This is a genomic window from Sphingomonas sp. LM7 (assembly GCF_002002925.1).
In the GTDB taxonomy this organism is placed as follows: Bacteria; Pseudomonadota; Alphaproteobacteria; order Sphingomonadales; family Sphingomonadaceae; genus Sphingomonas.
Genome location: NZ_CP019511.1, coordinates 614,911 through 632,157, shown reverse-complemented (window position 1 = coordinate 632,157; position 17,247 = coordinate 614,911). Strand labels below are relative to the sequence as shown.

15 protein-coding genes are annotated in these 17,247 nt (G+C 67.8%); 9 read left to right on the top strand and 6 right to left on the bottom strand.

Annotation, left to right across the window (positions count from 1 at the left end):
• Positions 1-172 precede the first annotated feature (172 nt).
• From rimO to BXU08_RS02985, 4 genes are all read left to right on the top strand, one after another.
• Positions 173-1,504 carry a 30S ribosomal protein S12 methylthiotransferase RimO gene (rimO, locus tag BXU08_RS03000; protein ID WP_077508655.1) on the top strand — a complete coding sequence of 444 codons (1,332 nt, stop codon included), beginning with the start codon at positions 173-175 and terminating at the stop codon, positions 1,502-1,504.
• Positions 1,505-1,594: 90 nt separating this feature from the next.
• The gene (locus BXU08_RS02995) at positions 1,595-2,986 is read left to right on the top strand and encodes a serine hydrolase (RefSeq protein WP_077511950.1); all 1,392 of its coding nucleotides are present in this window, start codon (positions 1,595-1,597) and stop codon (positions 2,984-2,986) included.
• Between the two features lies 1 nt (position 2,987).
• Positions 2,988-3,902: a hypothetical protein gene (locus BXU08_RS02990; RefSeq protein ID WP_077508653.1), complete on the top strand. Its 915-nt coding sequence runs from the start codon at positions 2,988-2,990 to the stop codon at positions 3,900-3,902.
• A 62-nt stretch (positions 3,903-3,964) separates the two neighbouring features.
• Positions 3,965-5,359 (top strand): M17 family metallopeptidase, encoded by a 1,395-nt coding sequence (locus tag BXU08_RS02985; protein WP_077508651.1) that lies wholly within the window; start codon positions 3,965-3,967, stop codon positions 5,357-5,359.
• Here BXU08_RS02985 and BXU08_RS02980 read toward each other — a convergent pair.
• Positions 5,347-7,275, bottom strand: a complete 1,929-nt coding sequence (locus BXU08_RS02980) for a bifunctional diguanylate cyclase/phosphodiesterase (protein WP_077508649.1) — start codon at positions 7,273-7,275, stop codon at positions 5,347-5,349. The two genes, BXU08_RS02985 and BXU08_RS02980, sit on opposite strands and share 13 nt — an antisense overlap.
• A gap of 67 nt (positions 7,276-7,342) precedes the next feature.
• The gene (locus BXU08_RS02975) at positions 7,343-8,380 is read right to left on the bottom strand and encodes an alpha/beta hydrolase family protein (protein ID WP_077508647.1); all 1,038 of its coding nucleotides are present in this window, start codon (positions 8,378-8,380) and stop codon (positions 7,343-7,345) included.
• A gap of 98 nt (positions 8,381-8,478) precedes the next feature.
• Between BXU08_RS02975 and BXU08_RS02970 the strand changes: the two genes are divergently transcribed.
• The gene (locus BXU08_RS02970) at positions 8,479-9,852 is read left to right on the top strand and encodes an MFS transporter (RefSeq protein ID WP_077508645.1); all 1,374 of its coding nucleotides are present in this window, start codon (positions 8,479-8,481) and stop codon (positions 9,850-9,852) included.
• Here BXU08_RS02970 and tpiA read toward each other — a convergent pair.
• The gene (gene tpiA / locus BXU08_RS02965) at positions 9,824-10,570 is read right to left on the bottom strand and encodes a triose-phosphate isomerase (protein WP_077508643.1); all 747 of its coding nucleotides are present in this window, start codon (positions 10,568-10,570) and stop codon (positions 9,824-9,826) included. The two genes, BXU08_RS02970 and tpiA, sit on opposite strands and share 29 nt — an antisense overlap.
• A 115-nt stretch (positions 10,571-10,685) precedes the next feature.
• Between tpiA and BXU08_RS02960 the strand changes: the two genes are divergently transcribed.
• Both BXU08_RS02960 and trpE read left to right on the top strand, forming a co-directional pair.
• Positions 10,686-12,632, top strand: a complete 1,947-nt coding sequence (locus BXU08_RS02960) for a peptidylprolyl isomerase (protein WP_077508641.1) — start codon at positions 10,686-10,688, stop codon at positions 12,630-12,632.
• Position 12,633: 1 nt separating this feature from the next.
• Positions 12,634-14,139, top strand: coding sequence for an anthranilate synthase component I (gene trpE, locus BXU08_RS02955; protein ID WP_077508639.1), 1,506 nt, complete (start codon positions 12,634-12,636; stop codon positions 14,137-14,139).
• 218 nt (positions 14,140-14,357) lie between these two features.
• Here the strand turns inward: trpE and BXU08_RS02950 are convergent, their stop codons facing one another.
• Positions 14,358-14,771, bottom strand: coding sequence for a hypothetical protein (locus BXU08_RS02950; protein ID WP_077508637.1), 414 nt, complete (start codon positions 14,769-14,771; stop codon positions 14,358-14,360).
• A 111-nt stretch (positions 14,772-14,882) separates the two neighbouring features.
• Between BXU08_RS02950 and BXU08_RS02945 the strand changes: the two genes are divergently transcribed.
• A complete protein-coding gene (locus BXU08_RS02945) occupies positions 14,883-15,467 on the top strand; it encodes an aminodeoxychorismate/anthranilate synthase component II (protein ID WP_077508635.1) in 585 nt (194 codons plus the stop codon).
• A gap of 102 nt (positions 15,468-15,569) precedes the next feature.
• Positions 15,570-15,911 carry a hypothetical protein gene (locus BXU08_RS02940; protein WP_077508633.1) on the top strand — a complete coding sequence of 114 codons (342 nt, stop codon included), beginning with the start codon at positions 15,570-15,572 and terminating at the stop codon, positions 15,909-15,911.
• A gap of 42 nt (positions 15,912-15,953) precedes the next feature.
• Here BXU08_RS02940 and BXU08_RS02935 read toward each other — a convergent pair whose 3' ends face one another.
• Together BXU08_RS02935 and BXU08_RS20265 are read right to left on the bottom strand one after the other, a co-directional pair.
• Positions 15,954-16,868 carry a formylglycine-generating enzyme family protein gene (locus tag BXU08_RS02935; protein ID WP_077511948.1) on the bottom strand — a complete coding sequence of 305 codons (915 nt, stop codon included), beginning with the start codon at positions 16,866-16,868 and terminating at the stop codon, positions 15,954-15,956.
• Between the two features lie 45 nt (positions 16,869-16,913).
• A complete protein-coding gene (locus BXU08_RS20265) occupies positions 16,914-17,237 on the bottom strand; it encodes a gamma-glutamyl-gamma-aminobutyrate hydrolase family protein (RefSeq protein WP_376787775.1) in 324 nt (107 codons plus the stop codon).
• Positions 17,238-17,247 lie beyond the last annotated feature (10 nt).

Here is a 17,247-nt window from a genome sequence, read left to right as displayed (position 1 = left end):
CTGGCCCTGTGCCGGGGTCCACCGCGAGGCTGGTTGAAGGGCAAGAGGATCGGGCAAATCCAGTGCGGCGCCGTGGACCCCGGCACGAAGCCGGAGTGACGAGGGAGGGTCCACCTTCCGCACCGGCGCCGACTAGCTTTTTTGCCAAAAAAGCCTATGTCGCCGGGCAATCATGGCAACCAAACTCCCTGAGTCCCCTCGCATCGGGATGGTGTCGCTCGGCTGTCCGAAGAACCTTGTCGACAGCGAACGCATCCTCACCAAGCTGCGCAGCGACGGCTATGCGATGTCGCCCGACTACCAGGGCGCCGATATCGTGCTGGTCAACACCTGCGGATTCCTCGATTCCGCCAAGGAAGAATCGCTCGAGGCGATCGGCGAGGCGATCGCGGAGAACGGCCGCGTCATCGTCACCGGCTGCATGGGCAAGGAAGCCGAGGTCATCCGCGCGCGCTTCCCCAATGTGCTCGCGGTTACCGGCGCGCACCAGTACGAGGAAGTCGTCGGCGCGGTCCACGAGGCGGCGCCGATGCCGCCCTCGCCCTTCGTCAACCTCGTCCCCGATGCCGGGCTCAAGCTGACGCCGCGGCATTACAGCTATCTGAAGATCTCGGAGGGCTGCAACCATCGCTGCGCCTTCTGCATCATCCCGAGCCTGCGCGGCGACCTGGTCAGCCGCCGCCCAGACGCGATCCTGCGCGAAGCCGAGAAGCTGGTCGAAGCGGGCACCAAGGAACTGCTGGTCATCAGCCAGGACACGTCCGCTTATGGCGTGGATATCCGCAAGGAGCCGCGGATCTGGAAGGGTCAGGAAGTGATCCCCCACATGACCGACCTTGCGCGAGAGCTCGGCAAGATCGCCCCCTGGGTTCGGCTCCACTATGTCTATCCCTACCCGCATGTCGACCAGGTCATCCCGTTGATGGCCGAGGGGCTGATCCTCCCCTATCTCGACATCCCCTTCCAGCACGCGGCGCCCGCCGTGCTCCGCCGGATGCGCCGCCCCGCCAACGAGGCCAAGGTGCTCGAGCGGCTGCGCGGCTGGCGCGCGATCGCGCCGGACATCACGATCCGCTCGACCTTCGTCGTCGGCTTCCCCGGCGAGACCGAGGAGGACTTCCAGTATCTCCTCGACTGGCTCGACGAAGCCCAGCTCGACCGCGTCGGCGCGTTCCGCTTCGAGCCGGTCGAGGGCGCCACGGCGAACCTGCTCCCCGATCCGGTGCCCGAGGCAGTCAAGGAAGAGCGCTACGCCCGCATCATGGAGAAGACCGCGGCGATCTCCGCCGCCAAGCTCCAGGCCAAGGTCGGCCGCACACTCGAAGTGATCATCGACGAAGTCGGCGAAGAGGGCGCCACCGGCCGCAGCCAGGCCGACGCCCCGGAGATCGATGGCGAGGTCTTCCTGCGCGACGCCGGACATCTCAAGCAGGGTGACATCGTCCGCGTCGAGATCGAGGACGCCGACGAGCATGACCTCTACGGGGTCCCGCTCGCGCGCTGAGCGTCTCTTGCGCGGGGTATAACCTGCGGCCAAGGTCCCGGTGACAGGCGCGGAGCAGCATCTATGCTCGGCGCCGAACCCGGAGGCCCGATGATCCGCACCGCATTCGCCGCACTGCTCCTGCTCGCTACCCCCGCAGCGGCGCAACAACTGACGCCCGAGCAGTCGGCAAAGGTCGACAGGATCGTCGCCGACGCGCTGGCCTCGACTCAGGTCCCCTCCGCGTCGGTGGCGATCGTCCGCGACGGCAAGATCGTCTACGCGAAGGCTTGGGGCAATCAGGGACCCCACGTCCCCGCGCCGACGCCCGACACCAAATACCAGATCGCCTCCATCTCCAAGCAGTTCACTGCCGCCGGCCTCCTGCTGCTCGAGGACGAAGGCAAATTGAGCCTCGACGACACGATCGGCAAATACCTCCCCGGCATCTCGGGCGGCGCGACGATCACCATCCGCCAGCTGCTCAGCCACACTTCCGGGCTGCAGGATTACTGGCCGCAGGATTATAGTTTCGCTGCGATGGAGAACCGCGCGACGCCGCAGGCGATCCTCGATCGCTGGGCGAAGAAGCCACTCGATTTTACGCCCGGCACCCAGTGGCAATATTCGAACACGGGCTATGTCGCCGCAGGCATGATCCTCGAAAAGGTCGCCGGCGAGCCGATCCTAACCTTCCTGGAACGCCGCATTTTCAAGCCCTTGGGCATTCGCCCGGTCGATCAGGACCTCGCGGTCGGCAGGGGCTATCCCACCGGCTATCGCCGCAACGCGCTCGGCCCGATCCGCCGGGTGACCGTCCCCGGCGCCGGCTGGATGTTCGCCACCGGCGAACTGGCGATGTCCGCCCCAGAACTCGCCAAGTGGAACATCGCCCGCATCGACCGCAAGCTCCTCCCCGCCGAGGACTGGATCGAGCAGGAGAAGATGATCCGCCTTACCGATGGCAACCCCGCCAATTACGGCCTTGGCGTCTCGCTCGGCATGCGCGGCGAGTATAAGCAGGTCAGCCATGGCGGCGCCGCGGTCGGCTTCCTCAGCCAGAACATCGTCGTCCCCGACGCCCGGCTGGCGGTGGTCGCGCTGGTCAACGGCGATTTCGGCAACGCCCAGTCGACCATCGCCAACGGCATCCTCGCCCTGCTGCTCCCCGCGGCGAAGGCAAATGACGAGGAAGCCTACCGCACCGGCCTGGCACGCGAATTCTACGCCGCGCTCCAGAAGGGCGAGCCAAACCGCAACCTGCTGACCGAAAACGCCGCCTATTATTTCAACGCCGAGACCGTCCGCGACTATCGCGACAGCCTCGGTCCGCTCGGCGCGCCGACCAGCTTCGAACCGATCGGCAGCCCGCGGCTGCGCGGCGGCTTCGTCAACCGCAACTATCGGATCACCTATGCCGACCGGTCGCTGACGCTGATCACCTATGCCGATGCCGGCCGGGACGGGAAGATCGAGCAGTTCGTGGTCACGCCGGCGAGCTGAGATGCTGCGCCCGGCGCTCCTTTCCGGCCTGGCATGGCTGTTCCTCGCGGGTGCCAGCGCCGGAGACCCGAATGCGCGCGTGAGCAGAGTCGATCCGCTCAGCGTGCAGGACGATGATTTCGCCCGCCACCGCGATCCCGCCGAGTGGAAGGGCCTTTCCGTCACTCGCATCGAATTCCGCGAGGAGCGCGCGGCGTGGCGGCTGTGGCGCATCGCCAATACCCGCCATCCGCGCGGCCCGTTGTGGTTCGTGCCGCACGACAATGAGAATGCCGGGTTCGAAGCCGGGCTGGCGGCGGTCCGCAGCTATGGCGGCACGCTGATCGCCGTCGATGCCGGCATCGCCGAGGACGGCGCCCGCATGAACCGTGCGATCGACTATGGCCGGCCCGTCGATCCCAACCGCAATTTCGACACTGCCCTGCCCGGCTATGCCCGCCGCATTCTCGCCGACCTGTCGCCGGGCATGCCGATCATCGCGCTCCACACCAACGCCCGCGGCTTCGACACCGGCGAATCGCGCTGCAACCAGTCCGACCCTTCCGGCAGCGGCGTGATCTCGATCCGCTATTGCGACGAGGTGCTGATCCCCAGCCCGTCGCGCGCCCGGGCCTGGCCATGGGATGACGACGACACCGTCGCCTTCGCCACCTACCGGACAAAGCGAAGCCCGAGCACCGCATTCTGCCGCGACGCGATGGTCGCCGCCGATTTCAACGTCGTCCAAGAACGCGTCGTCGCCAGCGACGGTTCGCTCTCCAACTATGCCGTGCTCCACGATCTCGACTATCTCAATTTCGAGACGCTCGACCGGGGCGACGGCGCCGAAGGCCTTGCCGAGGGCCGCCGCCGGCTCGTCCACATCATCGATCGCGCGCTGGCGATGTGCGCGCCCAAGGTCCGCCGCAAGCGATGAAGCGGCAATTCACTGACCTGCAGGGGCTAGGCGCAGCGGCTTCGCGACCCTAGATCGTTGCAATGCCTGACCTCTCCACGCTCATTCAGCCCGATCGCGGTCAGCCCGCGCGCACCATCCACCTGATCGACGCCAAGGGCTTCGACGCCTGGCTAAACGCGCAGCCGCCGCGCCACCGCACCGCCGCGCAGGCGCAGAAGCTCGCGCCCACCGGCTATTCGAGCGCGATCCTTCCTGGCGACGGGCCCGAGGACTGGTCGGTGGTGACCGTCGTCGCCAATGTCGAGCGGCTCACCCCCTGGTGCCTCGCCAAGCTGGCTGAGACGCTGCCCGAGGGCAGCTATCGCGTCGAAGGCCACGAGCCCGGCAAGGCGCTGCTCGGCTGGCTCACTGCGCAATACAAGTTCGATCGCTACAAGAAGAAGGACGACAAGGCCCAGGGCCCGCGCGTCCTGCTCACCGGCGACCCCGCCAAGATGGAAGAGGCACTGCGCCTCGCCAACGTCACCTTCAAGCTGCGCGACCGGATCAATACCGGCGCCAACGACATGGGGCCGGCCGATCTCGAAGCCGCCGCCGCCGATCTCGCCAAGGACTATGGCGCGACGCTCACCGTTGCCAAGGGCAAGGAAGTCGAGAAGGGCTATGGCATGCTCTGGGCTGTCGGCAAGGCTGCCGGCGAAGGCCGCGAGCCGCGGCTGATCGAACTCGAATGGGGCAATCCCGAGCATCCGCGCATCGCGATCATCGGCAAGGGCGTATGCTTCGATACCGGTGGTCTCGATATCAAGCCCGCCGCGGGCATGCGGCTGATGAAGAAGGACATGGGCGGCGCCGCGCACGCCCTCGCCCTCGCCGAGCTCGTCATGCAGAATCGCCTGCCGGTGCGCCTCCACATGCTCGTCCCCGCAGTCGAGAACTCGATCAATGGCGAGGCGACGCGCCCCGGCGACGTGATGATCTCGCGCAAGGGCCTGTCGGTCGAGAACAGTAATACCGACGCCGAGGGCCGTCTGATCCTCGGTGACGCACTCACCAAGGCGGCCGAGAGCAACCCCGAGCTCGTGTTCGACTTCGCGACGCTCACCGGCGCCGCCCGCGTCGCGCTGGGTGCCGACCTCCAGGCGCTGTTCGCCAATGACGACACGCTCGCCTCCGAGCTGCTCGCCGCGGCCGAGACCGAGTCCGATCCGATGTGGCGGATGCCGCTCTACGATCCGTACAAGGAAGCGCTCAAGTCCGACGTCGCCGATCTGGTCAACGCCGCCGAGGGTCCGTTCGGCGGCGCGATCACCGCGGCGTTGTTCCTCAAGGAATTCGCCCCGGACAAGGCGCAATGGGCGCATTTCGACATCTTTTGTTGGAACGGCTCGCCCAAGCCCGGCCGTCCCAAGGGCGCTGAGGCGGTCAGCCTGCGCGCCACCTGGAAGGTGCTGAAGGACCGCTACGCGAGCTGAGCCCGCGCCGCAGCCTCGGCATCTTCCATCGACATCGGGTAGCCGTAATAAAAGCCCTGCCCCATCGCGCAGCCCAGCCCGACGAGGGTCTGCGCGGTGGAGGCGGATTCGATGCCTTCCGCCACCACTGGCAGGCCGAGCGTGCCGGCCAGGGTGATGATCGCATGGACCAGCCGTAGCGCGCTCGGGTCGCGCTCCATCGCCGTGACGAACGAGCGGTCGATCTTGAGCCTGTCGAACGGCAGCATCTGGAGATGCTTGAGCGACGAATAGCCGGTGCCGAAATCGTCGAGCGCCAGCTGGATGCCCTGGTTCTTGAGCGAGGCGATGGTCTGCTGCGCGCTGTCCGCGTCGGCGATCAGCGCGTTCTCGGTGATCTCGATCGTCAGCCGCGGCGCCGGAAAGCGTTCGCGAGTCAGCACTGCCAGCACCTTCTGGCTGAACCACGGATCCTTGAGCTGCGTCGGCGAGACGTTGATCGCAATCCCCACGCCCCAGTCGCGCGTCTCGCGACAAGCGCGGCGCAGCAGCCGGATCATCAGCTCGTTGATCAACCCGCATTCTTCGGCGATCGGGATGAACAGGTCGGGTCCGATCTCCTCGCCGCACGGCCGCTGCCAGCGTGCGAGCAGCTCATAGCCGACGACGACGCCGGTCTTGAGATCGACGATCGGCTGGTAATGCGGGGCAAAGGCATCGTTCGCCATCGCCTCGCGCAACTCACGCTCGATCTCGGCGCGACGCCGGATTTCCGCATCGAGCATCGGCTCGAACGCGCACAGCTGCCCGCGTCCGGACTGCTTGGCCTTGTAGAGGGCGATGTCGGCGCGGCGCATCAGCGTCTCGCGATCCAGCGCATCTTCGGGATACAGCGATATGCCGACGCTCGCGCCGATGTGGTGGACCAGGTCGGGGCCGGCAAAGGGCTTGCGCATCGCATGGACGATCGCATTGGCGATCCGCCGCGCGCCTTCCCCGTCGGCATCGACGACCACGGCGAACTCGTCGCCGCCCAGGCGATAGCTAACGCCCTGCTCGGCGACGATGGCGCTGAGCCGCGCCGCGACGTCGCGCAGCAACTGGTCGCCGGCATGATGACCATGCACGTCGTTGATCGACTTGAAGCGATCGAGATCGATGATGAGCAACCCGTGGCGCTCGCCGTCGCCCGCCCGCGCCATATGCGTCTCCAGCGCCTCGGCAAGCGCGCGGCGGTTGGGCAGTCCGGTCAGCGGATCGTGATAGGCTAGCTGGTGCGCGCGCTGCTCCGCCCCCTGCGCACGGCGCTTCTCGGTCGCCATGTCGGAACGCGACAACAACACTTCGACGAATCCGGCATGGCTGTTCCGCAGCATCCGCAGCACCACCGTGGCGACGATGACGATGTTGAAGCCCAGCCCGCGCAGGAACCAGTCGTCGGAAAAGATCAGGCACAAGGTGACGGGCAACGCACCGAACACCAGCACCGCATGTCCCGCCCGCGGCAGCGCCTGGAGGCAGTAGCAGCAGCTGATCGCGCCGATGAAGATATAGAGCGCGATGCACGCGCGGCGCATCAGATCCGCCTCGGCGTAGAGGAACAGCCCCCAGCCGCCAAAGCCCAGGCTCAGCACTGCGGCGACGATGGTGGTGCCCAGCAGGTAGCGCGGGATCCGGTCGTGCTCGGGCGTGATCGTGCGGCGCCGCAGCCAGAACAACGCGCGCCCGGCGGAGAGCACTGCCAGCGCGGCGGGCATGCCAAGGCTCCACCACAGGCTCACGGTGCCGTGCGAGGCGAAACTCAGGAACGCCGCATCGACGAACATCATCGCGTACATCAGCGGCACCTGATTCCGCAGCGCATGGAACTGCGCGACCAGAATCGCGCGACTCTGATCGGTCTCGATCGAAACGGCAGGAAGCGCTCGTCGATGCATAGTCAATTATAGCAGGCCACGCCTGCCCAGCGGGTGGCGCGCCAAAATCGCCTGTGATTTTAGAGCGTTAGCGTTCGAAAACGAGCGTCCTCGCGAAAAACGGCAGCATCTCGGTATAGATCCGCCCGCCATTCCCCCAACGCCGATCGCCCCAGCCGCCGCGATATTCCTCGGCCTCATAGGGCACGCCGAACGCATCGAGCACACGGGTGAATGCCTGGTTGGAAACGATGTGATCGGCATTCGGGTCGCCGCGCGCCCAATCGAACATCAAGCCGCGGAGCCGCTTGAGATTGTCGGCGTAGAGCGGGACCTGGCGCTCGAGGAAGAAGCTGGCGTTGAGCCGCTCGGTGCGCGCCGCATCGATGCTTAGCCGGCCATCGGTGAGGCTCGCCGGCGCCGCGAAACGCAGCGGCGGGACGGGATCCGCTAGGTGCGCCTGGAAGATCGACGTGAAGATCAGCGAGAACCCGTCGCCACGCAGATCCTCGATCGATTTGGCCCGCGCCAGCAACGCCCAGTCGGGCCGCGAGAACATCGTCTGCAGCCCGGGGCCGGTGCCGATCGGGTGAAGCGCATAGACTGCGCCGAATATCTCCGGATGCCGCATGCCGAAGCGGATCGCGCCGTGCCCGCCCATCCGGTCGCCGGCGACGCCGCGCGATTGCGGCCGCGCCAGCGTGCGGTAGCGGCCATCGATCCAGGGGACGAGCTCGCGCACCATGAAGTCGTCCCAATTCCCGGTCGCCGCCGAATTGACGTACCAGCTTCCGCCGGCCGGGGTGGTGAAGTCGGCGGTGACGATGATGACGTCGCCGATCACGCGCTCGGCGATGGCGCGGTCGAACAGCGCCTGCGCGCCATTGGTGGTGTAGGGCGCGCGGTCGTCCTCGAAGAAGCCCGACAGATAATAGAGCACGGGCAGCCGCCGCGTGCCCGCCGCATAGCCATCGGGCAGATAGACGGTGACGCCGCGGACACTCGCCAATCCGGCCGGATTGCCGCGCAGGCTGGCGGAATCGATGCGGTGGTGCTCGATCGTCCCCGCAGCGGCGGGAAGCGCGGGCGACAGCGTCAGGAGAAAGACCAGCAGACGGACGATCATCGCGCGGCTCCGTATCGAGGCCTCACCAGCCTAAGCGGCAATGCCGCCTGCTCCAAGCCCCTCCCCGTCGCCCCGCGCCTCTGCTATCCGCAGCTCCCATGCAGGCCGCGCACCCCAGGCTCACTCTCGTCGCGTGCATTCTCGCGTCGAGCCTCGCCTTCATCGACGGATCGGTCACCAATGTCGCGCTGCCGGCGATCGGCGCGGACCTGAACGCGACCCCGGCCGAGCTGCAATGGACGATCAACGCCTATCTGCTGCCGCTCTCGGCGCTGCTGCCGATCGGCGGCGCGGCGGGGGACCATTTCGGCCGGCGCAAGCTGCTCGTCCTCGGCATTGCGATCTTCACGCTCGCCTCGATCGCCTGCGCGGTCGCCGCAGACCTGACGCTGCTGCTCGTAGCCCGGGCGGCGCAGGGCATCGGTGCGGCGATCCTGCTGCCCAACAGCCTGGCGACGCTCGGCCACGCCTTTACCGGTGAGGCGCGCGGCAAGGCGATCGGCACCTGGGCGGGCGTCGGCGCGATCGCCGGCGCGGTCGGCCCGCCGCTCGGCGGCTGGCTGGTCGACGCGATCGGCTGGCGCGCGATCTTCTACGTCAACGTGCCCGTCGCGGCCGCGGCGATCTTCATCGCGCTGCGCTATGTCGAGGAAAGCGCCGAGGGCGAATTGCCGCTCGACTTGCCGGGCGCGCTCGCCGCCACCGTCGCGCTCGGCGCAATCACCTGGGCACTTACCCTGTGGTCGAGCCAGCACGCGTTCGGTGCGACCGTCGCGATCGGCCTCGCCGCCGGGCTGATCGCCGCGGCCCTGTTCCTGTGGATCGAGCATCATCGCGGCGCGCGGGCGATGATGCCCTTCGCGATGTTCGGCTCGCGCGCCTTTGCCGGGCTGACCTTGCTCACTTTCCTGCTCTACGGCGCGCTGGGCGGGGTGCTGCTGCTGCTCCCCTTCGTCCTGATCGAGGCGGCAGGCTATACTGCGCTCCAGGCCGGGCTCGCCTTGCTGCCGATGCCGCTCGGCATGGGGCTGGCCTCGCGGGTGATGGGAAAACTTACCGCGCGGGTCGGCCCGCGCTGGCCGCTCAGCATCGGCGCATTCATCGTCGCGATCGGCTTTGCGCTGCTCGTGCTGGTCGATGACGGCGCGCCCTATTGGACCTCGGTCTTCCCCGGCTGCCTGGTCATCGCGATCGGGATGTCGAGCGTCGCCGCGCCGCTCACCACTGCGGTACTCGCCTCGGTCGACGACACCCATAGCGGCACCGCTTCGGGCTTCAACAGCGCCGTCGCGCGCACCGGCGGGCTGATCGCCACTGCGATCGCCGGCGCCATCATCGCCAGCGCCGGACGCGAGCTGATCACGGCCTTCCATGGCGGCGCGCTGGTCGGCGCCGGCCTCGCCGCCGCGTCGGGCCTTACTGCATTGCTGACGCTCGGCGCGATCAGGAAAGCGACGCCGCAGCCCGAATGATCGGCACGAACTTCTCCGCGGTCAGGCTCGCCCCGCCGACCAGCGCGCCGTCGACATTGTCCACCGCCAGGATTTCCGCCGCATTCGCGCCGGTCACCGATCCGCCATAGAGGATGCGGATCCCGGCGGCAGCGTCGCCCACCATCATCCGCAGCTTGGCGCGGGCGATGGCATGGATCGCCGCAATGTCCTCCAGCGTCGGAGTCTTGCCGGTGCCGATCGCCCAGCGCGGCTCATAGGCGAGCGTCAGCCAGTCGGGCGAGGCGCCGTCGGGCAGCGACTTCTCGATCTGCGACTGGACGATCCGCTCGGCGCGGCCGGCATCACGCTCGGCTTCGGTCTCGCCGCAGCACAGGATCACCTGAAGCCCGCCGCGCCGCGCCGCTGCCGCCTTGGCCCAGGCGTCATGGCTGGTCTCGTGCTGGTCGGCGCGGCGCTCCGAATGGCCGACGATCGTCAGCGTCGCGCCCGCCTCGCGCAGCATCGCCGCCGAGATGCAGCCGGTATGGGCGCCCTTGTCGCCTTCATGCACGTCCTGGGCGCCGATCGGCAGCGTGCCCGCCACTGCCACGGCCGGCGCGATCAGCGTGAACGGCACGCACAGCGCGACATCGACTGCCGGGTTCGCCGCGGCCGCCGCGGCAATCGCCTCGACTTCGCCCAGCTGCGCCTTGAGCCCGTGCATCTTCCAGTTTCCGGCAACCAGCTTGCGGCGCATGTCATACTCCTTCTATTTGGTGGCAGGCGATACCAAGCCGCGCGCGCTGCACAAGCTTGAAGGCAGCCAATTGCGGCCCTAAAGCACGCCAGCTTCCTCTTTCGAACGGCCCTTCATGCTCAATTCCTTCCGCCGCTTCACCAAGTCGCGCTTCGGCCTGATCGCGGTGTTCGTGTTCCTCGCGGTGATCGCGCTGGCATTCGCCGCAGGTGATATCACCGGCGTCCGCAGCGGCACGGGGGGTCCCAGCGGCAGCGTCGTGGCGCAGGTCGGCGACCGCAAGATCACCGATCGCGAAGTGCGCGAGCGGATCGACCTGTTCCTGCGCAACCTCCAGCGCGAGGGCCAGAACGTCACGATGGAGCAGTTCCTGGCCCAGGGCGGGCTGGAGCTCGCGCTCGACGAGATGATCAACAGCGCGTCGCTCGTCGCGTTCGGCAAGGAATCGGGAATGCAGGTCAGCAAGAAGCTGATCGACGGCGAAATCGCCAGCAACCCCTCGTTCTATGGGCTCGACGGCAAGTTCAGCCAGAAGCAGTTCGAGGACCTTCTCGGGCAGAACCGCATTTCGCCGGTCGCTTTCCGTGAGGGCATGACCAACGACCGCTACGGCAGCTGGCTGCTCAATCGCGCCACGCTGGGCAACCAGATCCCCGATGGCGTGCTGCTGCCCTATGCCTCGCTGCTGCTCGAGCGCCGCGCCGGCATTGTCGGCCTCGTCTCGACGATCGCGATGGACCCCGGCGCCGACCCCGACGACAAGACGCTGACTGCCTGGTACAACGGCAAGCGCGCCCGCTACATGGTGCCCGAGCGCCGCATCGTCCGCTACGCGATCGTCAAGCCAGATGCGCTCAAGGCGCGCACCACCCCTACCGAGGCCGAGATCGCCGACGCCTACAAGAAGGCCGGCAATCGCTTCGCCGCGACCGAAAAGCGCAATGTCCGCCAGCTGGTGGCGCTCGACCAGGCGACCGCCAATCGCGTCGCCGGTGAGGTCAAGGGCGGCAAGACGCTCGCGGCCGCCGCGACGGCCGCCGGGCTCGAACCCACCAATTTCGAAGGCGTCGAAAAGCCGGCGCTTGCCCGCCAGACGGCGCCCGCCGTCGCCGACGCGGCCTTTGCCGCTGCGCAGGGCAGCGTCGCCGGCCCGGTCCGCTCGCCGCTCGGCTGGCACGTCCTCGTCGTCGAGAAGGTCGAGCAGGTCGCTGCCAAGACGCTCGACCAGGCACGTCCCGAGCTCGCCACCGAGATCGGCGCGCGCAAGCTCGCCCAGGTGATCGGCGATCTCCGCCAGTCGGTCGAGGACGGCGTGGGCGACGGCAAGACCTTCGACGAAGCGATTGCCGATGCCAAGCTGACCGCCGAGCGCTCGCCCGCGCTCACCGCGGCCGGCGCCAACCCCGAAGATCCCAACTTTAAGCCTGATCCAGCGATCGTCCCGGTGATGCGCGCAGCCTTCACCTTCGAACAGGCCGGCGACGAGCCGCAGGTCGTGCCGATCGCTCCCGACGGCAGCTTCGCCCTGGTCGGCCTCGAGCGCATCGTCGCTGCCGCCCCGCGCCCGCTCGCCCAGATCCGCGAGCGCGTCGTGAAGGACTATCTCGTCGAACAGGCGCTGACCAAGGCGCGCGCCGCCGCCACTGCGATGATCGCCAAGCTCGAAAAGGGCGTGCCGATGCAGCAGGCGCTGACCGAAGCCGGGGTCACCAAGGGTCCTCCGCCCAAGGCGTTCGACTTCAAGCGCTCGGAAGTGCTCGGCCCCAACATGGCGCCGTACCTCCAGATGGCGTTCAGCATGGCACCCAAAAAGGCCAAGCTGGTCGAGGGACCGAACCGCGAAGGCTATTATGTCGTCTATCTCGACAAGGTCGAGGAGCACAGCGCCGCGGGCGATCCCGCCGCGATGCAGCGCGTGCGCGGCGACATCGCCCCGCAGATCGGCCCCGAGTTTGCGCGCCAGTTCATCGCGTCGATCCGCAATCACGTGAAGGTAACGCGCAACGACAAGGCGATTGCCCAGCTCCGCGCCGAACTGACTCGCTCGGGCTCGGCACGCTGACGTGACTGAAGGCGTCGAAGCCGCACGGGCGGCGCTCGCCGCCGGCCGGCCGGCGCTGCTCTGGCGCCGTCAGGTCGCCGACACCGAGACGCCGGTGGCCGTCGCGCTCAAGCTGATCGAGCAGGGGCGAGGCGACTTCCTGCTCGAATCGGTCGAGGGTGGATCGGTGCGCGGGCGCCACAGCCTGATCGGGCTCGCACCGGACCTCGTGTTCCGCGCGACCGGCGCCGAAGCCGCGGTCAACCCGCACTGGCTAACCGATCGCGAGGCGTTCGCACCCTGCCCCGAGCCGACGCTCGAGGCTCTGCGCGGCCTGGTTCAGAGCTGCCGGATGGACGTGCCCGCGGAGCTGCCGCGCGCGCTGGCCTGCCTCGTCGGCTATTTCAGCTACGAGACCGTCGGACTGGTCGAGAAGCTGCCGCGGCCGGCCGAGAACCCGATCGGCGTTCCCGACATGATGTTCGTGCGGCCGACCGTGATCCTGATCTTCGATCGGCTGGCCGACACGCTGTTCCTCGTCGCGCCGGTCTGGCCCGACGACGCACGCGATCCGGAAACGCTGATCGAGGCCGCAGCCGAACGCATCGACGCCACCGCCGCGCGCCTTGCCACCGCCGCGCTGCCCGCGCCGGTCCGCGCCGCGCCGGGCGATATCGCGCTCACCCCGGTGCTCGCGCCGGGCCGCTATGGCGAGATGGTCGCCCGCGCCAAGGACTATATCGCCGCAGGGGACATCTTCCAGGTGGTGCTCGCCCAGCGCTTCACCACCCCCTTCACATTGCCGCCGTTCGAGCTTTACCGCGCGCTGCGCCGGGTGAACCCTTCGCCCTTCCTCTACCATCTCGACTTGCCGGGCTTCGCGCTGACCGGATCGAGCCCCGAGATCCTCGTCCGCGCCCGCGATGGCGAAATCACCATCCGCCCGATCGCCGGCACCCGCCCGCGCGGCAAGACCGCGGCAGAGGACGAAGCCAACCGCACCAGCCTGCTCGCCGATCCCAAGGAGCGCGCCGAGCATCTGATGCTGCTCGACCTCGGCCGCAACGATGTCGGCCGCGCCGCCGAAGCCGGCAGCGTCCGGGTGACCGACAGCTACACGGTCGAATTCTACAGCCACGTCATGCACATCGTCTCGAACGTGGTCGGCAAGCTGCGGCCCGGCAGCGACGCACTGGATGCGCTGTTCGCGGGCTTTCCCGCCGGGACGGTCAGCGGCGCCCCCAAGGTCCGCGCCTGCCAGATCATCGCCGAACTCGAGCAGGAGACGCGCGGACCCTACGCCGGCGGCGTCGGCTATTTCTCGCCAGACGGATCGATGGACAGCTGCATCGTGCTGCGCACTGCGCTGGTGAAGGACGGCGTCATGCACGTTCAGGCCGGTGCCGGAATCGTAGCAGATTCGGACCCCGCCTACGAACAGCGCGAATGCGAAGCCAAGGCCGGCGCCCTCTTCGCCGCCGCCCGCGAAGCAGTCGCACGCGCCAGCGAAGCGGGATTCGGGCAGTAACCTCAACCTCCTTCTCCCCTTGTGGGAGAAGGAAGGGGCCCACGCCGAGGGCGTGGGAAGGATGAGGGGGACGTCCATCAGGACACACTCCCCTTCACCCTTCCGCCGATTTCATCGGCTCCCTCCCGCATCAGGTAAACAGCGCCCCGCGCTGTTTAGGCCATGCCGGGGGCATGACCGACCTGGCGCGCCCACAAGGGGAGAGGGAAAATTAGAAATTACTCCTGCGCCCCCTGCACTCGTGCAGCCTTGGCCTTCTGGTCCACCCGCTCCTGATACCATTGCCGGATCGCCGCGCGCGTGCATCCGGTCTGTCCGCCCGAACCCACCGGCGAGCAGCTGTTGGGCAGCCCGGCACGGTTGAACTGCTCGACGCTCTCGACGCGGTTGGTCCAGGCGTTCGATTCCGCGCCTTCCTTGGGCTGGTCGCGAAAGCGCTTGGGGATGCGGTAGGGCGAATCGCCGGCATTGGCGCAGACCACGATCTCGTCGGGATCCTCGGACTTGGGGCATTGCTCGTCGCCATAGACCAAGACCGAGCGCACGCGTTTGGGCGGTTCCTCCTGCGGCCCGCTGGTCTGCGCCGGAACGGGACCGGCGATCAGCGCGGCGAAGAACAAGGTGGAAAGCATGCATACTCCTTTGAACAGCGGTCGACACCTCTGAGTGCGCTGCGTTGCCGCCCCAGTGTGGCCACGCCAAGGCAATTGTGGGATGACGCGAAACGCCTTAACCGGGCCTGCATGATCCTCGTCATCGACAATTACGACAGCTTCACCTGGAACCTCGTCCATTACCTGATGGAGCTGGGCGCCGAGGTGCAGGTAGTGCGCAACGATGCGCTGAGCGCACGCGATGCGATCGCCAGCAACGCCCAGGCGTTCCTGATCTCGCCCGGGCCCTGCACGCCCAACGAGGCCGGGATCAGCCTCGGTCTGGTCGCCGCCTGCGCCGAGCTGAACAAGCCGCTGCTCGGCGTCTGCCTGGGCCATCAGGCGATCGGCCAGCATTTCGGCGGCAGCGTCGTCCGCGGCGGGCTGATGCACGGCAAGACCTGTCCGGTCGAGCATGACGGCACCGGGCTGTTCGCCGGCCTGCCCTCGCCCTTCACTGCCACGCGCTACCATTCGCTGATTGTCACCGACATTCCCGCCGACCTCGTCGTCAACGCGACGGCCGACGATGCCTCGGTAATGGGCTTCCGCCACGCCGAGCTGCCGATCCACGGCGTCCAGTTCCATCCCGAGAGCATCGCCACCGAACATGGCCATGCCATGCTGGCGAACTTCCTCCGGCTGGCGGGGATCGAGGCCAGGGCGCTCGCCTGATCCGCACATCTTGCGACAATTCTGCCGTTCGATTGCAATCGGTTCGCGACACAGATCCGCCATTCCCGCTGCATCGCCCGATCCGGGCGCTCGGGGAATGGGATGAACAAATTGAAACTCACCGCCGCCGCACTAGCCGCCGTCGCCGTCGCCACGCTCGCGGCGGGTGGCATCGCCATGGCGAGCATGGACAACGGCCTTGGCCGGATGGGCCGCGCCGATGCCAATAACGACGGCCAGATCAGCCGCGCCGAATGGGTCCAGGCGGCGACTGCCCGCTTCGACCGGTTCGACGCCGACAAGGATGGCACGCTGGTCGCCGCGGAACTGCCGAAGAAGCATGGCCGCGGCAGGCATCATGGCCCGCGTGACGGCAACCGCGACTGGGCGCCCGGTGCCGCGCCGCAACCGGCCGCCCCTGCGTCACCCGCTCCGCAACAATGAACCGTCGGGCGTCCGGGCCGCGGCCCGGGCGCTCGTCTCCGCTCAGTCGCGAAGGATGCAGCGGAAGCCGATATGGCTAGTCGCGCTCTCGATCGTCTGGGCGTGGCGCGCGGCGGGACGGTAGCGCTGGCAGTAATTGGCCGCGCAGAGATGCGAGCCGCCCTTGAGCACTTTCCGCCCGATCGCCGGGCCTGCCGGATCGATGCTGTTCTTCAGATTGCCGCCGCGCGGATCGGGGATCGCACAGCACGGGCTCTTGTCCTTGCCGGGTCGCGCTGCCTTTGGGACCGCATACCAGTCGCGCGTCCATTCCCAGACATTGCCGATCATGTCGTACAGGCCGTGGCCATTGGCGGGATAGCGCCGCACCGGTGTCGTCCGGTAGCCGCCATCGGCGCGCTGGTTGGCGAAGGGGAACAGGCCCTGCCAGTAGTTGGCGAGGATCGCGCCGCCGGGCGCCAGTTCGTCGCCCCAGGCATAATCGGCATCGTCCAGCCCGCCGCGCGCGGCGAACTCCCATTCTGCCTCGGTCGGCAGTGCCTTGCCCGCCCAGGCGGCATATGCTTCAGCGTCGGCAAGGGCGATCTGGACGACCGGATGGTCGAGCAGCGCGTCGATGGCGCTGTCGGGTCCATAGGGGTGCCGCCAGTCGGCGCCGGGCACGAATGCCCACCATTGCCGGTAATCGTCGAGCGGCACCGGCTCGGAGGTCGGCTGGAAAACCAGCGATCCCGCCTGCGCGGTCGCTTCGGTCAGGCCGGGATAATCGCGTGGATCGGGCACGGTCTCGGCGACAGTGCGATAGCCGGCCGCATCCACAAAGGCAGCGAACTCGCGATTGGTGACCAGAGTCTCGTCGATCCAGAAATCGCCGACGCGCACCCGGCGCTTGGGAGCCTCCTCGGGATAGAAGCGCTCGGATCCCATGGTGAAGGCACAGCCGGGAATGCGGCGCATGCCGGCGGTCGGTGTCTGGCTCATGCTCGGCTTTACGTTAGGTTCTCACGCCCTTGGCCGAAAAGTCTCGGCTTCGCTACCGAGATGGAGCGCGTCGCCAATCAGCCGGAAAAAGGCGCGGCTGTCGGGCCTGGCATCGACATTCCACACGGGATGCCACTGCACGGCGAGCACCGGCGCGCCGCAGGGGTTGGCCGAGAACGCCTCGACCAGTCCGTCATCGGCGGCGATCGCCTCGACCTGGAGCCCGCTGCCCAGCCGATCGATCCCCTGTTCGTGCACCGAATTGACCGTCAGCCGGTCGAGTCCCGTCGATGCGGCGAGCAACCCGTCGGGCGCGAGCGTCACGTCATGGGCATGCTCGAACAATGCTTCGAAC

Excerpts from the sequence above, each read along its gene's own strand:
- rimO (WP_077508655.1), top strand. The coding sequence starts at position 173 with ATGGCAACCAAACTCCCTGAGTCCCCTCGCATCGGGATGGTGTCGCTC.
- BXU08_RS02995 (WP_077511950.1), top strand. The coding sequence starts at position 1,595 with ATGATCCGCACCGCATTCGCCGCACTGCTCCTGCTCGCTACCCCCGCA.
- BXU08_RS02990 (WP_077508653.1), top strand. The coding sequence starts at position 2,988 with ATGCTGCGCCCGGCGCTCCTTTCCGGCCTGGCATGGCTGTTCCTCGCG.
- BXU08_RS02985 (WP_077508651.1), top strand. The coding sequence starts at position 3,965 with ATGCCTGACCTCTCCACGCTCATTCAGCCCGATCGCGGTCAGCCCGCG.
- BXU08_RS02980 (WP_077508649.1), bottom strand. The coding sequence starts at position 7,275 with ATGCATCGACGAGCGCTTCCTGCCGTTTCGATCGAGACCGATCAGAGT.
- BXU08_RS02975 (WP_077508647.1), bottom strand. The coding sequence starts at position 8,380 with ATGATCGTCCGTCTGCTGGTCTTTCTCCTGACGCTGTCGCCCGCGCTT.
- BXU08_RS02970 (WP_077508645.1), top strand. The coding sequence starts at position 8,479 with ATGCAGGCCGCGCACCCCAGGCTCACTCTCGTCGCGTGCATTCTCGCG.
- tpiA (WP_077508643.1), bottom strand. The coding sequence starts at position 10,570 with ATGCGCCGCAAGCTGGTTGCCGGAAACTGGAAGATGCACGGGCTCAAG.
- BXU08_RS02960 (WP_077508641.1), top strand. The coding sequence starts at position 10,686 with ATGCTCAATTCCTTCCGCCGCTTCACCAAGTCGCGCTTCGGCCTGATC.
- BXU08_RS02950 (WP_077508637.1), bottom strand. The coding sequence starts at position 14,771 with ATGCTTTCCACCTTGTTCTTCGCCGCGCTGATCGCCGGTCCCGTTCCG.
- BXU08_RS02945 (WP_077508635.1), top strand. The coding sequence starts at position 14,883 with ATGATCCTCGTCATCGACAATTACGACAGCTTCACCTGGAACCTCGTC.
- BXU08_RS02940 (WP_077508633.1), top strand. The coding sequence starts at position 15,570 with ATGAACAAATTGAAACTCACCGCCGCCGCACTAGCCGCCGTCGCCGTC.
- BXU08_RS02935 (WP_077511948.1), bottom strand. The coding sequence starts at position 16,868 with ATGCGCCGCATTCCCGGCTGTGCCTTCACCATGGGATCCGAGCGCTTC.